The sequence below is a fragment of the Saccharopolyspora soli genome, assembly GCF_022678645.1.
GTDB lineage: Bacteria > Actinomycetota > Actinomycetes > Mycobacteriales > Pseudonocardiaceae > Saccharopolyspora > Saccharopolyspora soli.
In genome coordinates this window covers 35,027-49,621 of sequence record NZ_JALBWV010000064.1, presented here as the reverse complement: position 1 = coordinate 49,621, position 14,595 = coordinate 35,027, and the positions used below count along the sequence as shown (strand labels likewise).

Genomic DNA, 14,595 nt, shown 5'->3' with positions numbered 1-14,595 from the left:
GTCCACATGATGAACCCTCAACACCGTGTCGGACAGATTTCGACGACCTACGCGCAAAGATCACCCAGGAGAGGGTGACACGATCGTTCTGCGCTGCGGTTTCGAGGTGGACGCGGTAGTTGTCGCCACGCATCCAGATCCTCGGACCGTGCGCTACCTCGCCGAACGGGCTTCCCGCCGCAATGAGCGTCGCTTCGAGGCAGCGGTGGCTCAACCCTGACCTTCGACTACGTTCTCCCGGCAGCGGTCGGCTCCGCGACTGCGTGCCCAGGAGCCTTGGTCCGGGCGATCGAATCGGTTGGTGTCAATCGCCGGTGGGCTGCACTCCGGCTTGTTCGATCATGAGCATGGTCGTGCGTTCCGGCGCGATTGGCCGGTGCTGGAGACCTTGGGGAACGGTGACCCCTTGTCCTGGCAGGAGCTCAACGCTGTCTCGTCCGTCGAGTTCGATGATCAGCCGCCCGTTGACGACGTAGAAGAACTCGTCTTCCGCATCGTGCTGGTGCCAGTGGTACTCACCCTCGACGACCCCGAGTCGCACCAGGGAGTCGTTCACCTGGCACAACGTCTGGTTGAACCACGGCTCGGTGACCGCCCGTGCCAGTGCTGGGACGTCGATGTGGTCGAGCGGCCGGAATTTCGGATCCATGTGAATGGTGTACGGCGGTGAATCAGGCACGGTTGGCCTCCATGTCCCGTCGGATCTCGTTGTTGGCAGGTTCGGTGGGACGCTGGGCGATCGGGTGCACCCGCGGCTGGGCGATCCGGCGGTAGTCCTCGGTCGCTAGCGCCAGGGACCGGTCCAGGCGTGCGGCGTTGAAGAAGATCACGTCATGGCGCAGCAGCAACGGATCGACGACGAGTTCAAGTTCGTCAGTGAACGTCACGGGCAAGATCGTGCCGCTGACGCTGGTGGCCAGCCGTTCGGCGGTCGCGTTGTCGGCGAACCCGGCGTACCGCCCGTTGTAGAGCGCCTTGAGTGCGTCGAGGTCCACGCGGACGTGACCGGGTACGACGGCCAGCACGTACTTCCGTGTCTTCTTGTCCACTTTGACCAGCACGACGACGCACTTGGCGGCCTGTTCCACCGCATGTCCGCGCAGACGGCTGACCAGGTCCGTCCGCCCCTCCGGCGCATGGTCAATCGTCCGATACGAGGCGCCGTGATCATCCAGCAGGTCGATGAGCCGCTCATACGTACTCACATCAGCACGATCGATAGACACATCCACGTCCCATCACCAATCACGTTGGAAGGCTTGCTTGACTTCCCGGATCCGGTCCTCGTTGCGCCGGTAGAACACCCACTGCTTGATCCTTTTTCCCTCGATCAGCCCTGCTGCGACCAGCACTTTCAGATGCTCCGAGGCTGTCGGCTGACTGACGTGCAGCTTCTCGGCGATCAGAACCCCGCAGACACCGTCGGTTTCCAGATCCCCGTCCACCTGCGGCGGGAAGTGCGTGCCCGGGTCCCGCAGCCACTCCAGAATCTGCAGCCGCCGCTGGCTGGCCAACGCCTTGAGAACCTCAACCTCCATCACTTAGAGAGTTTCCTAAATCCCTAAGTCTCTCGTCAAGCGACGGAGTGCACGACCAGGCATCGGTCGCCGCGGCCGTGCCCAAGATCGTCGAGACTGCGGCGCGGCTGCGCGCCGACGGAGCCACCGCGATGCTGATCAGCTGTGCTTAGCAGCAGTCGGGTCCGCGCGATGCGGGCGCGGCCCGCCCTGTGCTGACCTCGAAACCGGGGAGCCGGACCGATGTGGTCGTGGCGGGCTGAGCGCACCTGGGTCCCGACCGCAAGCGGTGTTGCCTGCGGCTTGTTCCCGATCCGGACCCGGCGTTGTAGCGTGAGGACGCCGACCGCAGTCCGCAGGAGGTGACGTGCGTCCCACACTGACCTGGTTGCTGGGGCGTCGCGAGCTGGGGCTGCACAGCGCGGTCGACGTCGACCTGGCCCGTTCGGTCAGGTGGGTGCACACCAGCGAACTCGCCGACCCCACTCCGTTCCTCTCCGGCGGCGAGTTGCTGCTCACCGTCGGCATGGTCGATCCGGACGATGGTTGGGCCGAATACGTCCGTCGGCTCGCGGAAAGCGACGTCGCCGGGCTCGGGTTCGGCATCGGCCTCGGGCATCGCGAGGTCCCGGCCGAACTGCTCGAAGCCGCCCGGCGACACCGATTACCGGTGCTCGTGGTGCCGCGGACCACGCCGTTCATAGCCATCAGCGAAGCCGTCGCCGGGGCCATGTCCGGTGTGCAGGAGCGGGCGCTGACCGCCGCGGTGGAAGCGCAGCGCACGCTGATCATCGCGGCGCTGGGCAAGGGCGGGCCGCGGGCCGTGCTCGATGCCTTGGCCCGCGCCCTGGACTGCTGGTGTCTGGTGCTCGACGAGCGCGGTGCGCATCGGCACGGTTCGCCGCCGCACGCGCGGCGGCATGCCGACCTGGTGCGGCTCGATCTGGCGCGGCTCGGGTCACCGCTGCACAGCGCCTCGCTGAACCTGGGCAGCGAACAGGTCGCAATCCTGCCGATCGGCTCGGATGGCCGCGTCGACGGTTACCTCGCCGCCGGTCGACAGGACGCGTTGACGCCCGCCGAACAGTCCGTGCTGGCCAGCGCTGCCGGGCTCCTCTCGCTCGATCTCGCCGGGCAGAACGCGGTGGCCGGGGCGCGACGTAGTGCGCGGTCCGCGGTGTTGCGGCTGGCCACCGGCGAGCACGCGGAACTGACCGAAACCGTGGCCGACACGCTCGGGGTGCCGTTGCCCGCCGCGCCGGTGCGGGTCGCGGTGTTGGGCACCGACCGGCCAGACACCAACGACCTGTTGCGGGCGGCCGAGAACCACCAGGCGCTCGACCAGGCCAGCGCACTCATCGCGGCGCACGATCAGCACACCGTGGTCCTCGTATTGCCTGTCGCGGAAGGGGATTCGCAAGCACTGGAAGAGGTGCTGCACCAGATCTCCGGGGCACGCGGCGCGATCACCGACGGCGTCGCCTACAGTGCGCTACCGGATGCCCTGCGGCTGGCGAGATCCGTGTACTTCGGCAACGCCAACGGCGCCGCGCGGCTAGTACCGGCCACCGCCGTCTCCACGGCCGGGCTACTCGCCCAGCTCGACACGCCCGGCGCGCGGGGCTGGGCCGAGGCACTGCTGGAACCGCTCGATCGGCACGCCGCTCGGTCCAAACTGGACTTGATCGCCACGCTGCGGATTTTCCTGGCCAACAACGGGCACATCGACGCGTCCGCGGCGATGCTGGGAATCCACCGGCACACGCTGCGCTACCGGCTCGGGCGCATCGTCGAACTGCTCGGCGCCGACCTGGACGACCCGACCGCCCGCGCCGAGCTGTGGCTGGCGCTGCGCCTGCGGGAGAACCGGTGAGCCGCCCGGCAGCGCTGGGTACCTTCAACCCGCCGCACGGGCCGGTCGTGACCTACCGGCCCGCCGGAGACCAGTGCGTGTTGATGGAATACGGCAGTGCGGAACCGGATCTGGCGCTGAACTTCTTCGTGGTGCGCGCGCTGGCCGGGCTGACCGCCGATCCGCCACCGGGTTTCATCGAAGCGGCCCCCGGATTCCGGTCCATACTGGTGAAGTTCGACCCGACCCGATGCTCCCGCGCGCTGCTGCTCGACCACCTCACCGTGCTGCACGAGCGGCAGCCGGACATCTCGTCGCTGGTGGTGCCCAGCAGGCTCATCACGCTGCCCATCGCGTTCGACGACTCGGAGACCCGGCGTGCCGTCGAGCTGTACGCACGGACCATCCGGCCGGACGCGCCCTACCTGACCGACGACCGCGGTATCGGATACAGCAACACCCAGTACATCGTGGCGCAAAACAGGCTTTCCGGACCAGAAGAGCTCTACCAGCGAATCCTGGGCACTGAGTGGTGGACCGCGTTCATCGGGTTCGCGCCAGGGTTGCCGTTCACCTTCTCGCTGCGCGATCCGACCGGGCTGTCGGTGCCGAAGTACAACCCGACCCGGGCGTGGACTCCGGAGGGCGCGGTCGGGATGGGCGGTCCGTGCCTGGCCGTCTTCCCCGTCGAATCACCCGGCAGCTACCAGTTGCTCGGCCGCACGCTGCCGATCTTCGACATGCTCGGCCGCAACGCGGTGTTCCGGGACAGCCCGTTCCTGGCCCGCGCCGGTGACCGGCTGCGGTTCGTGCGGGTCGAGGAGGACGAGCTGGCCGACGTTCGCCGACAGGTGCTGGAGGACCGCTACCGCTACCAGATCGAGGACGCGCCGTTCGTGGTCGCCGACTACCTGGCGGGGACGCGGTGAGCATCGAGATCATCGAGGCGGCCGAGCAGATCGGCGTGCAGGACCACCCCGGCCGGATCGGGCTGCAGGCGCACGGTCTGTTCCCGGCGGGACCGCTGGACAACCTGGCCTTCCGGCTGGCGAATGCCCTGGTGGGCAACGATCCTTCCGCGGCGGGGTTGGAGATCCCGATGGGCCGGTTCACCATCCGCGTGCACTTCGCCGGGCTGGTCGCGCTATGCGGGGCGGACGGTGCCGAACCGACGATCAACGACCGACCGCTGCCGATGTGGGAATCGGTCGCCCTGGAGCCCGGCGACGTCCTGGCTTGCGGCGCGGTGAAAGGACCGGGTTTCCGTCTCTACCTCGCGGTTTCCGGTGGCATCGACGTGCCGCCGGTGCTCGGCTCGCGGGCTCTGCACACGCTCGGCGGCATCGGCGGACTGGATGGGCGGGCGCTCATCCGCGGAGATCTGCTCCCAGTCGCCAGCTCCGCCGGGCCGCCGCGCAGGCGGCGGGTGCCGCAGGCGCTGCGGCCCGGCTACCACCGGGACTGGGAGATCGAGGTGGTGCGCGGACCGCACGCCGATCCGGAGTTCCTGACCGCCGCGGACTGGCGGGAGTTCACCACGGCGCGGTGGCGGGTCAACGTCAACGCCGGTCGCCTCGGTGTGCCGCTGAACCCGCACCGGTTCCAGTGGGCGCGCGCCGGTGCCGGTCCGGCCGGGGACCACCCGTCGAACGTGCTGGACGCGAGCTATCCGCTGGGCGGGATCATCGTCAACGGCGACGTACCCACCATCCTCGGCCCGGACGGCCCGACCTCCGGCGGGTTCACCGTGATCGCCACCGTGGTGCACGCGGCGCTGTGGAAGCTCGGGCAGCTGCGCCCCGGCGCGGACACCTTGCGCTTCCGCGAGGTCGGCCTCGACGAGGCCGACGCGCTCGCCCGACACGTCGAATTTCCCTTGACCCACCTGGAGATCCTGCCCTGAAGTCAGGACAACCGCGGGTCATCCGCGCCGGGACAGGACCTCGGCGATCGGGGCGATGGTGACGCGGGCGGCGGCGAGACGCTCCCGGATGGCGTTGGCGATCTGGACCGCGTTCGGCCGGTCACCGTGCAGGCAGATGGTGTCCGCGTTCACCGCGATCCGCTTGCCGTGCACCGAGGTCACGCTGCCTTCCAGGATCTGCAGCACCCGGTCGGCGCAAGCCTGCGGATCTTTCGCCTTCGGCTCCGGCTCGATGATGATGTTGCCCTCGCCGTCGTAGTCCAGATCGGCGGATGCCTCCCGGGCCACCCGGAAACCGCCCGCCGCCACCCGATCCGCGGTCGGACCGGCCAGCAGCACCACCGGCAGCTGCGGATCCACCGACCGCACCGCCTCGGCCACCGCATCGGCGATCTCCGGCTGCCGCATGGTCAACCCGTAGAACGCGCCGTGCGGCTTGACATGCGTGACCGGCACCCCCAGCGCATCGGCGAATCCGCGCAGCGCCCCGTACTGGTACAGGCACGCGTCCGCGGCGTCGGCCGGTGACAGCGCCATCGACCGGCGGCCGAAACCGGTCAGGTCCGGCAGCCCGGGATGCGCGCCGAGTGCGATCGAGTTGTCCCGGGCGATCTCCACCGACCGCCGCATGGTCGCCGGGTCCCCGGCATGCCAGCCGCAGGCCACGTTCACCGAACTGACCAGCGGAAGCAGGTTCTCGTCGTCACCGAGCCGCCAGCGCCCGAAGCTTTCCCCGGCATCGGCGTTCAGATCGATCAGCGTCTTCACCTCGCCACCCTCCGGCCCGGCGGACGGGCCCGGCAATTCGCCGAGTTGGCCAACTCCACCGCCCGCACCTGTCCCGGATGTCCAATAGCCCCCCGGCCGGTCAGCGACGAGGGTGAGCACACCGTGAAACCGGGCGTGCCCCGAAGGGATCCCTCGAGTCAGGAGGCGTCGTTGACCCCGACAGAACTGGTGATGCCCGCAGCGCGCTACGAATTCGGCGGCGACGAGTTCGTCTTCGTCGAAATCGACCAGGCGATGAGCCTGGAAGCGAACTTCAAGGCCATGACGATCACCGCGGCGCTGCGGGAACGCGCCGTCGACGGCGTGATCGACATCTGCCCATCCAACGCGTCGTACATGATCCGCGTCGACCCGGACGTGGTGCACCCCGCCGAGCTGGTGGAACTGCTGCGGTCGCTGGAGAGGTCAGCGGCTCGGCTGTCCGCCGACTTGGTGCTGCCGACCCGTGTGATCGACGTTCCAGTGCTCTACGACGACCCGTGGACCCGGGAAACCCTGATGCGCTTCCGCGACCGGCACCAGGACCCGGAAGCCACCGACCTGGAATACGCGGCCCGGATCAACGGCTATCCCGGCGTGCCGCAGCTGATCGACGCGCTCTCCGGCGCGCCCTACATCGTGACCATGCTCGGTTTCGTGCCGGGACTGCCGTTCTGCTACCAGATGGTGCCCCGCGAGCGGCAGATCGAGGTGCCCAAGTACGTCCGGCCGCGCACTGACACCCCGGAGCGTGCTTTCGGCTACGGCGGCGCGTTCGCCGTGGTGTACCCGGTGCGCGGCGCAGGCGGCTACCAGCTGTTCGGGATCGCGCCGGCGCCGGTGCTCGACCTGTCCCAGACCTTGCCGGACTTCAATGAGCACGCGGTGTTCCCGAAGGCGGGCGACATCATCCGCTACCGCTCGATCGACCAGGCCGAGTTCGACCAGATCCGCGGCCAGGTCGAGACGGGCGAGTTCCGCTACCGGATCCGCCAATTCGAGTTCAAACCGGGCGAATTCCTCGCCGACCCGGATGCGGTGAACAACGAGCTGCTGGAGGTGCTGTACCGGTGAGCGAAGTGATCGTGCGATCGCCTGGCCTGTACACGACGGTGCAGGACACCGGCCGGGACGGGCACTACGAGATCGGCATGCCGCCATCCGGCGCGATGGACCAGTTCTCCTACCGCGCGGCGAACCTGCTGGTCGGCAACGCCGAGGACGCCGCAGCGCTGGAGGCCACCTACATCGGGCCCAAGCTGGAATTCACCGACGACCGGGTGGTGGCGGTGACCGGCGCGCAGGCTCCGGTGCGGCTGAACGGCGAGCCGGTGCCCGCCTGGCAGGCATTCCCGGCGCGCGCCGGTGACGTGTTGTCCTTCGCGATGCTCACCGCGGGGTGCCGTATCTACCTCGCGGTCAGCGGCGGTATCGATGTGCCGCAGTACCTCGGTTCCCGGTCCACCTACACGCTCACCGGGCTCGGTGGTTTCGAAGGCCGCAAGCTCGCCGAGGACGACCGGTTGCCGCTGGGCGACGGCACGGGTGTTCCCGGCCCTGGTGTTCCTGAGGAGCTGCGGCCGGAGTTCGCGGCGGTCACTGAGCTGCGCACGGTGGTCGGCCTGTGCTCCTACCGGCTCACCGAGTCCGGGATGGACTCGTTCCTGGGCACCGACTGGAAGATCACCAAGGACGCGGACCGGGTCGGCTACCGGCTGCGCGGCGGACGGCTGGACTTCGTCGAGCGCGAGCAGCCCTTCGGCGCGGGCGGCGACCCGGCCAACGTCGTCGACCTCGGCTATCCCATCGGCTCCATCCAGGTGCCCGGCGGCGACGAGCCGATCGTGCTGCTCAACGACGCCGTCACCGGCGGCGGTTACGCCACCATCGGCACCATCATCTCCACCGACCGCGACCGCATCGCGCAGACCAAGACCGGCGACAAGGTGCGGTTCGTCCCGGTCGACCTGGAAACCGCCCTGGCCGCCCGCCGCGACCGCCGAGCACGCCTGGAGAAGATCCGGGCTCTCGTGTCAGTTTCCTGAGCGGCGAAGGCGCTTTCTCCTTTCGCCACGTGACCGACTCGCACCGCCGCTGGCGAGGACAGCCCTGACGCCGTTGGCATACATAAGGAAAGATTCCCGCGGCCAGGGGGCCGCTGACGTTCCGCTACCACTTTCTTCGAGAGCAAGGAGAACCATCCATGCAGACGATCAAGGCGACCATGCCCGGTGTGTTCTACCGCCGTCCTTCGCCGGATGCTGACCCGTACGCCACCGAGGGCGGCATCGTGAACACCGGGCAGACCATCGCGCTGATCGAGGTGATGAAGACCTTCAACGAGCTGAAGTCCGAAGTGGACGGAAAGATCACCAAATTCCTGATCGAAGATGGGGACGAGGTGGAGATGGGGCAGGACATCGCGGAGGTCGAGGCGTGAGTTCGCTGCGCCGGGTGCTGATCGCCAACCGGGGTGAAATCGCGCTGCGCGTGCTGCGGGCCTGCCACCACGCCGGAATCGAGGCGGTCGCGGCCTATTCCGACGCCGACAAGGCCGCGCGCTGGGTCGAGCTCGCCGATGATGCGGTCCGCCTGGGCGGATCACCAGCTGCGAAGTCCTATTTGGACCCCGATGCAGTGCTGCGGGCGGCGCACGAATCCGGGGTGGACGCGGTGCACCCCGGGTACGGATTCCTCGCTGAGAACGCCGATTTCGCCCGCAAGGCGGGGGAAGCCGGGCTGGTGTTCATCGGGCCGCCGCCCGCCGAGGTGATCGAGCAGCTGGGTGACAAGGCCACCGCACGCCGGATGGCCGAACAGGCCGGGGTCCCGGTAGTGCCGGGCAGCGGCCCGCTCACCGATCTCACCGCGGCCACCGAGGCTGCCGCGAGCATCGGTTTTCCGCTGCTGGTGAAGGCATCGGCCGGTGGTGGCGGTCGGGGCATTCGCCCGGTGCGCAACGCCGCGGAACTCGCCGAGGTGCTGCCCACCGCGCAGGCCGAGGCCACCGCGGCATTCGGCGACGGCACGGTGTACCTGGAACGCCTGGTCACCAACGCCCGGCACATCGAGGTGCAGCTGCTCGCCGACGAGCACGGCACCGTGCTGCACGCCCTCGAACGGGACTGCTCGGTGCAGCGGCGCAGGCAGAAGCTCGTCGAGGAGGCCCCGGCACCCGGGTTGGCTCCGGAAACCCGGGCCGCGATCGCCGATGCGGCGGTGCGGCTGGCCCGGCACGTCGGCTACCGCAATGCCGGCACTGCGGAGTTCTTGCTCGGCGAGGACGGCGAGTTCTACTTCATCGAGATGAACACCCGCATCCAGGTCGAGCACCCGATCACCGAGTGCATCACCGGTCTGGACCTGGTCGCCGAGCAGTTGCGGATCGCAGCCGGTGATCCGTTGCGCGTCACGCAGTCGGACCTCACGCCGGACGGGGCGGCCATCGAGCTGCGGCTCAACGCCGAGGACCCCGACCACGGCTTCCGGCCCTCGCCCGGTGAGCTGACCCGGTTCGACCTGCCCGGCGGGCTGGGCGTGCGAGTGGACTCCGGATTCACCGCCGGGGACCGGATCAGCCCGTTCTACGACTCGATGCTGGCCAAGCTGATCTGCTTCGGCGCCGATCGCACCGAGGCACTGGCCAGGGCACGGCAGGCGTTGGCCGAGTTGCGCATCGACGGGCTGCCGACCACCGCGAGCATGCACGCCCGCATCCTCGCCGACCCGGAGTTCAACGCGGGCCCGGTGCACACCGGCTGGCTGGAACCCTGGCTCGCCCGCGAGCGCTGACTGTCGATCTTGCCGATGCCGAAAACGGCGTGTACTTCCCTGATCGTCGGCTTCGACCTGTTCGGCTGTGCCCGGCACGCCGCCGTCTACAGGGCCCAGCGGATCCGGTGAGGATTTTGGGATCGGGTGTCGAGATACGGTCGGTCCGTTCGTCATCCTCTTCGACCGACCGTGACCCGGGTGAGTGGAGGACGAATGCAGTACATGCTGTTGATCTACGGTTGTCAGCGGCCCGAGCCGGACGATCCGGGTTTCGCCGAGGCCCTGGCCAGGGTGAACGCGTTCGCCGACGAGTGCCGCCGACGCGGCGTGTTCGTCTCCGGGCATCCCCTGCAGGCCGAGCACACTGCCACCACTGTCAGCGTGCGGGACGGTCGGACGCTGATCACCGACGGTCCGTACGCCGAAACGCACGAGCACCTCGGCGGTGCCTACGTCCTTGACTGCCGCAACCTGGACGAGGCCCTGGAGTTGGCCGCGATGTGCCCGATGGCCGAGCAGGGCGGGATCGAAGTGCGGCCGATCGCGGGTGTGCCCGGCCTGGACCACCGTCCGGCGAACCTGGGGGCCACCGGCGAATGAACGCCGCGCCGGTCCTGCAGCAGGTCTACCGCGAGCACCGGGCCCGGATGCTCGCTGCCCTGATCCGCGTCCTCGGCGACTTCGAACTCGCCGAGGACGCGCTGCAGGACGCGTGCGCGCTCGCGCTGCGCACATGGGGAGAACCGGTGCCGGACGACCCGGTGGCGTGGCTGCTGACCACCGCCCGCAACAGCGCGATCGACCGGCTGCGGCGGGCCCGGCTCGGTCGGGAGAAGCTCGCCCAGCTCAGCGTAGCGTCCGAGGCGGTGACGACGATGACGAACTTCGGCGAGGACAGCCTGCTTAGCATGGGTGACGAGCGGCTCAGCCTGATCTTCACCTGCTGTCACCCCGCCCTGGCCGAGGACGCGCGGGTCGCCCTGACCCTGCAGGCCGTGGCCGGGCTGACCGCCGGGCAGATCGCCCGGACGTTTCTGGTCAGCGAATCGACTCTGGCCCAACGCCTGGTGCGCGCGAAACGGAAGATCCGGGATGCCGGCATCAGCTTGGAGGTCCCCGCCGACCCGCTGCTGCCCGAGCGGCTTTCCGGCGTTCTCGCAGTGATCTATCTGATCTTCACGCAGGGCTACACCGCCGCCCACGACCGGCCCGAACACCGCACGCTGCCCCGGGAGGCGATCAGGCTCGGTAAGCTCGTCGCCGCTCTCATGCCCGACGAGCCCGAAGCGCTCGGCCTGGTCGCATTGTTGCTGCTGCACGACTCGCGCAGCGCCGCCCGCTACAGCGCCTCCGGTGATGTGGTGCTGCTGGCCGACCAGGACCGGTCCCGCTGGGATCACAAGGAGATCATCGAAGCCGTCGGTCTACTGGACCGAGCGCTGCGCCTGGGCAGCCCGGGCCCGTACCAGTTGCAGGCAGGGATCGCCGCGCTGCACGCCCAGGCTGTTTCCGCCGATCAGACGGACTGGCCCGGCATCGCCGCTCTCTACGCCCAACTGCTCGTGCTGACCCCGTCGCCGGTGGTGGCGCTCAACCACGCCGCCGCCGTGGCTATGGCCACCACCCCGGACGAGGGACTGGCGCTGATCGACCGGATCGATGGGCTCGACCGCTACCACCTGCTGCACGCCACTCGCGCGGACCTGCTGCGCCGTCTCGGCCGCACCGTGGAGGCGGCGTCGGCGTACCGGCGTGCCCACGAACTGGCCACCAATCCCGCCGACCGGCGATTCCTCGCCCACCGACTGCACGACCTCGACGTGACGGAGTCCCGATGAGACTGTCCATCCTTGACCACGGCCACCGCCGCCGCGCCAAGCTGTTCCTGGCGCTCACCTCCGCGATATCACGTGTGGACAGCCCGGACATCGTGAAAATGCTGCTGTACCGGCCTGGCTTTCTCACCCGTCCGCTGCTGGAGCTAACCGCCGACGCGATGCGCGGGCCGTCGTACTGGACCGCGGGGGAGCGCGAATTCCTCGCGATGTGCACCGCGCAGCTTCACCAGTGCCCGTTCTGCATCGACTCGCACGCCGAGCTCACCCGCATCGCTGGCCACGGCGAAATCGACCCGGACGATCCCGCGTCTGCCCGGCCGCACCTGCGCGCTGTCCGGGAGTTCCTCGACCTGACCAGCCGGACGCCGGACCGCGCGAACGCCACCGAGGCCACTGCCGGGGTCGCCGACCTGCCCGAGCACGCGTTGCACGAAGCGCTGCGCGTCAACCTGGTGTTTAACATCGTCAACCGCCTAGCCAACGCGTTCGGCTTCACCCTCCGCGAGGGCCAACTGCACAGCGGTACACGCGCGCTGCACCGGTTCGGCTACCGCTTTCCGTCCTTCCTGCTCGCCGACGGCTCTGCCACCGATCACGGTGACGTGGTGGCCAACCTGCGCCACGCAGTGCTGGACGCGCCCGCCATCACCGACCGGGGGCTGCGCGCCGCCGCCGCGGTGGGTGAAACGCTTCCCGAACCGTGGCAGTCCTACGCCGCGACCGTCCGCGACGCCTCGTACCGGATCACCCACACCGACATGGACCGGCTCACCACTGCCGGATACTGCGAAGACGAGATCTTCGAGGTCACCGTCGCGGCGGCGGTCGGCGCGGCGCTACGTAGCTTCGATGCCGGCCAGAACGCACTGAAGCGGAAAGCCACAGGCTGAAGCGAACGGGCCTGTCGAGAACGGCTACCGCTGTTCGTCCTCCGGTGCGTCAACCGACGATCCACCGAAAGGACCAAGCAATGCCTGGACAGATCAACTGGGTCGAACTCCCCGCCACCGACACGACCAAGGCCCGTACCTTCTACAGCGGCCTGTTCGGCTGGGGCACCAGCGAATTCGGCGGCGACTACCACGTAATCGACAACGGACCCGCAGGCGCGATCGCCCCCCGCGAGGATGGTTTCATCCACCCGCGGGTGTACTTCGGCACTGAAGATATCGACGCCTCGGTCAAGCGTGTCCACGAGCTCGGCGGCACCAGTGAGGGGGTCCACACCGTTCCCGGTGTCGGGCGGATCGCGCACTGCCACGACGATCAGGGCACCCCGTTCAGCCTCTACGAACCCGCCCCGCAGAGCTGACCGACCCGGTGTGGGAGAACCCGGTCAGGTTCTCCTACACCGGTGCTCTCACGCCGGTACCGGCTGCGCCTAACAACGCGCCAACATGTCGGCGAGTGCAGCTTTCTCCGTCGGATCAAGGGTCAGCTGGTAGTGGTGCTTGACCTGGATCCACGACTCGGCATACGTACACCAGTAGGACTCCAAGGGCGGTCGCCAACTCCCCGGGTCTTGATCACCCTTTTCTTGGTTGACATTGTCGGTAACGACGAGAAGCTGCGGATGTTCCAGGTCGTTGGCGAACGCCTCACGCGCGTCCTTCGACCACTGCGCCGCACCGGAACGCCAAGCTTCGGCTAGCGGAACCACATGGTCGATGTCAACGTCGGACGACTTGGTCCACGTCGCACCGTCGTAGGGACTCCTCCAGGACCCATCAGTCACGGCACACGTTTCCGGATTCACCGTGGCGCTTCCAGGTTCAGCTGCGCGCTTGAGCGCCTCCTCCCGGGTGTCGCATGAGCCCGCCACGGTTTCCCAGTGCGGGAAGGCATCCCGGTCGTATCCGTCGGCGGAACCTTCTGGCGCGACCGCCAGTTCGTCGAGGAGGCGTCTGCCTTCAGCAGGCGCAGGGGTCGCACCGGTCGGGTCCGCGACGTCAGCCGAAATACCGCAGGCCGAGACGAGGACGGCCGCAGCAGTAGCCACTGCAACGGATAAGAACGGTTTCAGCGTCGGGTGTTTCGGTTCGCCCAATGTCGTTCTCCTCGGTGTTGATTCAGCGACTCACCCCGGCTAGCCGCACACAGCCCGCAGCAGGTAGTCACGCGCCGCTGCCTTCTTTGACCAGAACATCAACATCTCCGATGTATTTCAATGTTCCGCGTTGTCGAAGTCCCGACGAGCACTTGCCCCGATCATCACCAGCAGACAACGTTTCTCCTGGTCCACAGGCACCCTTCAGGTGGATGCCGCCGACCCGCTCGCGGCAATGTTCGGCGACCCGCACGACGCAGGCAGGTGACGTATCAGCGCCCGGATGATCTCCTTGAACCGGGGGCGGTGGCGCACTTCGTCTCGGCCAGCACCGCCGCGGTGAGCTGCTGCTCGTCCTGGATGATCACTTCGGTCTTCTCGCCCGGCAGTGCGTGCTCAGGCCAGCTCGACGCGGACCGGGAGCGATTCCCCGGCGCGCAGCGTGTTGTTGTGATGGCGTTTGACCGGTCCGACGGTGTCGATGCGTTCGGCCCGGTTGGCGAGTGCCGTCAGCAGTGCCTCGGCTTCCAGCCGCGCGACGTGCTGGCCGACGCATTGGTGCAGCCCCATACCGAACCCGACATGACCGGAGGGATCGCGGGAAAGGTCGAAGGAGTCCGGATCGGCCCACTTGCGAGGGTCACGGTTCGCGGCGCCGAGGAACATGAGGATCTTCCTGCCTTCGGGATGACGGTGCCACCGATCTCGACGTCATTGGGTTCTCGATCGGCTTCGTACGGGTACAAGAACGGATGTGGCGAAGCGGGTGATGTCTTGTGGGCCGAGTGGCCGGTACGCCTACGACGCTACGGTACCCGCGCCTGAGACAGGTTTCCCGGTCGCGCACCTGCTGGTCTCGGTGACACGCCGGGCAT

17 protein-coding genes are annotated in these 14,595 nt (G+C 68.3%); 11 read left to right on the top strand and 6 right to left on the bottom strand.

The genetic code is table 11. The annotated features are described in order from the left end of the window. Positions 1-304: 304 nt before the first annotated feature. The 3 genes from MOQ72_RS35055 to MOQ72_RS35045 are packed head-to-tail and all read right to left on the bottom strand — an operon-like array spanning position 305 to position 1,538. Positions 305-649, bottom strand: a complete 345-nt coding sequence (locus MOQ72_RS35055) for a cupin domain-containing protein (protein ID WP_242190127.1) — start codon at positions 647-649, stop codon at positions 305-307. 22 nt (positions 650-671) lie between these two features. Beyond that, positions 672-1,205 carry a YbaK/EbsC family protein gene (locus tag MOQ72_RS35050; RefSeq protein ID WP_242190126.1) on the bottom strand — a complete coding sequence of 178 codons (534 nt, stop codon included), beginning with the start codon at positions 1,203-1,205 and terminating at the stop codon, positions 672-674. A 33-nt stretch (positions 1,206-1,238) separates the two neighbouring features. Then, positions 1,239-1,538, bottom strand: coding sequence for an ArsR/SmtB family transcription factor (locus MOQ72_RS35045; protein WP_242190129.1), 300 nt, complete (start codon positions 1,536-1,538; stop codon positions 1,239-1,241). A gap of 346 nt (positions 1,539-1,884) precedes the next feature. Here MOQ72_RS35045 and MOQ72_RS35040 point away from each other — a divergent pair, with 346 nt between their 5' ends. Genes MOQ72_RS35040 through MOQ72_RS35030 form a run of 3 tightly spaced genes read left to right on the top strand, consistent with a single transcriptional unit; the run spans position 1,885 to position 5,272 of the window. Continuing rightward, entirely contained in the window at positions 1,885-3,390 is a 1,506-nt protein-coding gene (locus MOQ72_RS35040; RefSeq protein ID WP_242190125.1) for a PucR family transcriptional regulator, read from the top strand. Continuing rightward, positions 3,387-4,298, top strand: coding sequence for a 5-oxoprolinase subunit B family protein (locus tag MOQ72_RS35035; protein WP_242190124.1), 912 nt, complete (start codon positions 3,387-3,389; stop codon positions 4,296-4,298). The genes MOQ72_RS35040 and MOQ72_RS35035 overlap by 4 nt, the downstream gene beginning before the upstream one ends. Next, positions 4,295-5,272, top strand: coding sequence for a 5-oxoprolinase subunit C family protein (locus tag MOQ72_RS35030; RefSeq protein WP_242190123.1), 978 nt, complete (start codon positions 4,295-4,297; stop codon positions 5,270-5,272). Before MOQ72_RS35035 ends, MOQ72_RS35030 begins: the two co-directional genes overlap by 4 nt. 18 nt (positions 5,273-5,290) lie before the next feature. On the opposite strand, the gene MOQ72_RS35025 is transcribed toward MOQ72_RS35030, so the two are convergent. Continuing rightward, positions 5,291-6,061, bottom strand: a complete 771-nt coding sequence (locus MOQ72_RS35025; protein ID WP_242190122.1) for a LamB/YcsF family protein — start codon at positions 6,059-6,061, stop codon at positions 5,291-5,293. A 171-nt stretch (positions 6,062-6,232) separates the two neighbouring features. Between MOQ72_RS35025 and MOQ72_RS35020 the strand changes: the two genes are divergently transcribed. From MOQ72_RS35020 to MOQ72_RS34985, 8 genes are all read left to right on the top strand, one after another. Beyond that, positions 6,233-7,135, top strand: coding sequence for a 5-oxoprolinase subunit B family protein (locus tag MOQ72_RS35020; protein ID WP_242190121.1), 903 nt, complete (start codon positions 6,233-6,235; stop codon positions 7,133-7,135). Then, entirely contained in the window at positions 7,132-8,106 is a 975-nt protein-coding gene (locus MOQ72_RS35015) for a 5-oxoprolinase subunit C family protein (RefSeq protein WP_242190120.1), read from the top strand. Before MOQ72_RS35020 ends, MOQ72_RS35015 begins: the two co-directional genes overlap by 4 nt. A 158-nt stretch (positions 8,107-8,264) precedes the next feature. Continuing rightward, complete coding sequence (locus MOQ72_RS35010) at positions 8,265-8,501, top strand: acetyl-CoA carboxylase (protein WP_242190119.1); 237 nt, start codon at positions 8,265-8,267, stop codon at positions 8,499-8,501. After that, positions 8,498-9,853 carry an acetyl-CoA carboxylase biotin carboxylase subunit gene (locus MOQ72_RS35005; protein ID WP_242190118.1) on the top strand — a complete coding sequence of 452 codons (1,356 nt, stop codon included), beginning with the start codon at positions 8,498-8,500 and terminating at the stop codon, positions 9,851-9,853. Before MOQ72_RS35010 ends, MOQ72_RS35005 begins: the two co-directional genes overlap by 4 nt. Before the next feature lie 195 nt (positions 9,854-10,048). Next, on the top strand, positions 10,049-10,435 hold the full coding sequence (locus MOQ72_RS35000; RefSeq protein WP_242190117.1) for a YciI family protein: 387 nt from the start codon (positions 10,049-10,051) through the stop codon (positions 10,433-10,435). After that, positions 10,432-11,673 carry an RNA polymerase sigma factor gene (locus tag MOQ72_RS34995; protein ID WP_242190116.1) on the top strand — a complete coding sequence of 414 codons (1,242 nt, stop codon included), beginning with the start codon at positions 10,432-10,434 and terminating at the stop codon, positions 11,671-11,673. The genes MOQ72_RS35000 and MOQ72_RS34995 overlap by 4 nt, the downstream gene beginning before the upstream one ends. Next, the gene (locus tag MOQ72_RS34990; RefSeq protein ID WP_242190115.1) at positions 11,670-12,563 is read left to right on the top strand and encodes a carboxymuconolactone decarboxylase family protein; all 894 of its coding nucleotides are present in this window, start codon (positions 11,670-11,672) and stop codon (positions 12,561-12,563) included. Before MOQ72_RS34995 ends, MOQ72_RS34990 begins: the two co-directional genes overlap by 4 nt. An 80-nt stretch (positions 12,564-12,643) precedes the next feature. Then, positions 12,644-12,985: a VOC family protein gene (locus tag MOQ72_RS34985; protein WP_242190114.1), complete on the top strand. Its 342-nt coding sequence runs from the start codon at positions 12,644-12,646 to the stop codon at positions 12,983-12,985. A gap of 69 nt (positions 12,986-13,054) precedes the next feature. Here the strand turns inward: MOQ72_RS34985 and MOQ72_RS34980 are convergent, their stop codons facing one another. Both MOQ72_RS34980 and MOQ72_RS34975 read right to left on the bottom strand, forming a co-directional pair. After that, positions 13,055-13,720 carry an HNH endonuclease family protein gene (locus MOQ72_RS34980; protein ID WP_242190113.1) on the bottom strand — a complete coding sequence of 222 codons (666 nt, stop codon included), beginning with the start codon at positions 13,718-13,720 and terminating at the stop codon, positions 13,055-13,057. Between the two features lie 396 nt (positions 13,721-14,116). Further along, positions 14,117-14,386, bottom strand: a complete 270-nt coding sequence (locus MOQ72_RS34975) for a cytochrome P450 (protein WP_242190112.1) — start codon at positions 14,384-14,386, stop codon at positions 14,117-14,119. Between the last annotated feature and the right edge of the window lie 209 nt (positions 14,387-14,595).

Coding starts and splice junctions, on each gene's coding strand:
- MOQ72_RS34995 (WP_242190116.1), top strand. CDS start 10,432: ATGAACGCCGCGCCGGTCCTGCAGCAGGTCTACCGCGAGCACCGGGCC.
- MOQ72_RS34975 (WP_242190112.1), bottom strand. CDS start 14,386: ATGTTCCTCGGCGCCGCGAACCGTGACCCTCGCAAGTGGGCCGATCCG.
- MOQ72_RS35010 (WP_242190119.1), top strand. CDS start 8,265: ATGCAGACGATCAAGGCGACCATGCCCGGTGTGTTCTACCGCCGTCCT.
- MOQ72_RS35055 (WP_242190127.1), bottom strand. CDS start 649: ATGGATCCGAAATTCCGGCCGCTCGACCACATCGACGTCCCAGCACTG.
- MOQ72_RS34985 (WP_242190114.1), top strand. CDS start 12,644: ATGCCTGGACAGATCAACTGGGTCGAACTCCCCGCCACCGACACGACC.
- MOQ72_RS35000 (WP_242190117.1), top strand. CDS start 10,049: ATGCAGTACATGCTGTTGATCTACGGTTGTCAGCGGCCCGAGCCGGAC.
- MOQ72_RS35045 (WP_242190129.1), bottom strand. CDS start 1,538: ATGGAGGTTGAGGTTCTCAAGGCGTTGGCCAGCCAGCGGCGGCTGCAG.
- MOQ72_RS34990 (WP_242190115.1), top strand. CDS start 11,670: ATGAGACTGTCCATCCTTGACCACGGCCACCGCCGCCGCGCCAAGCTG.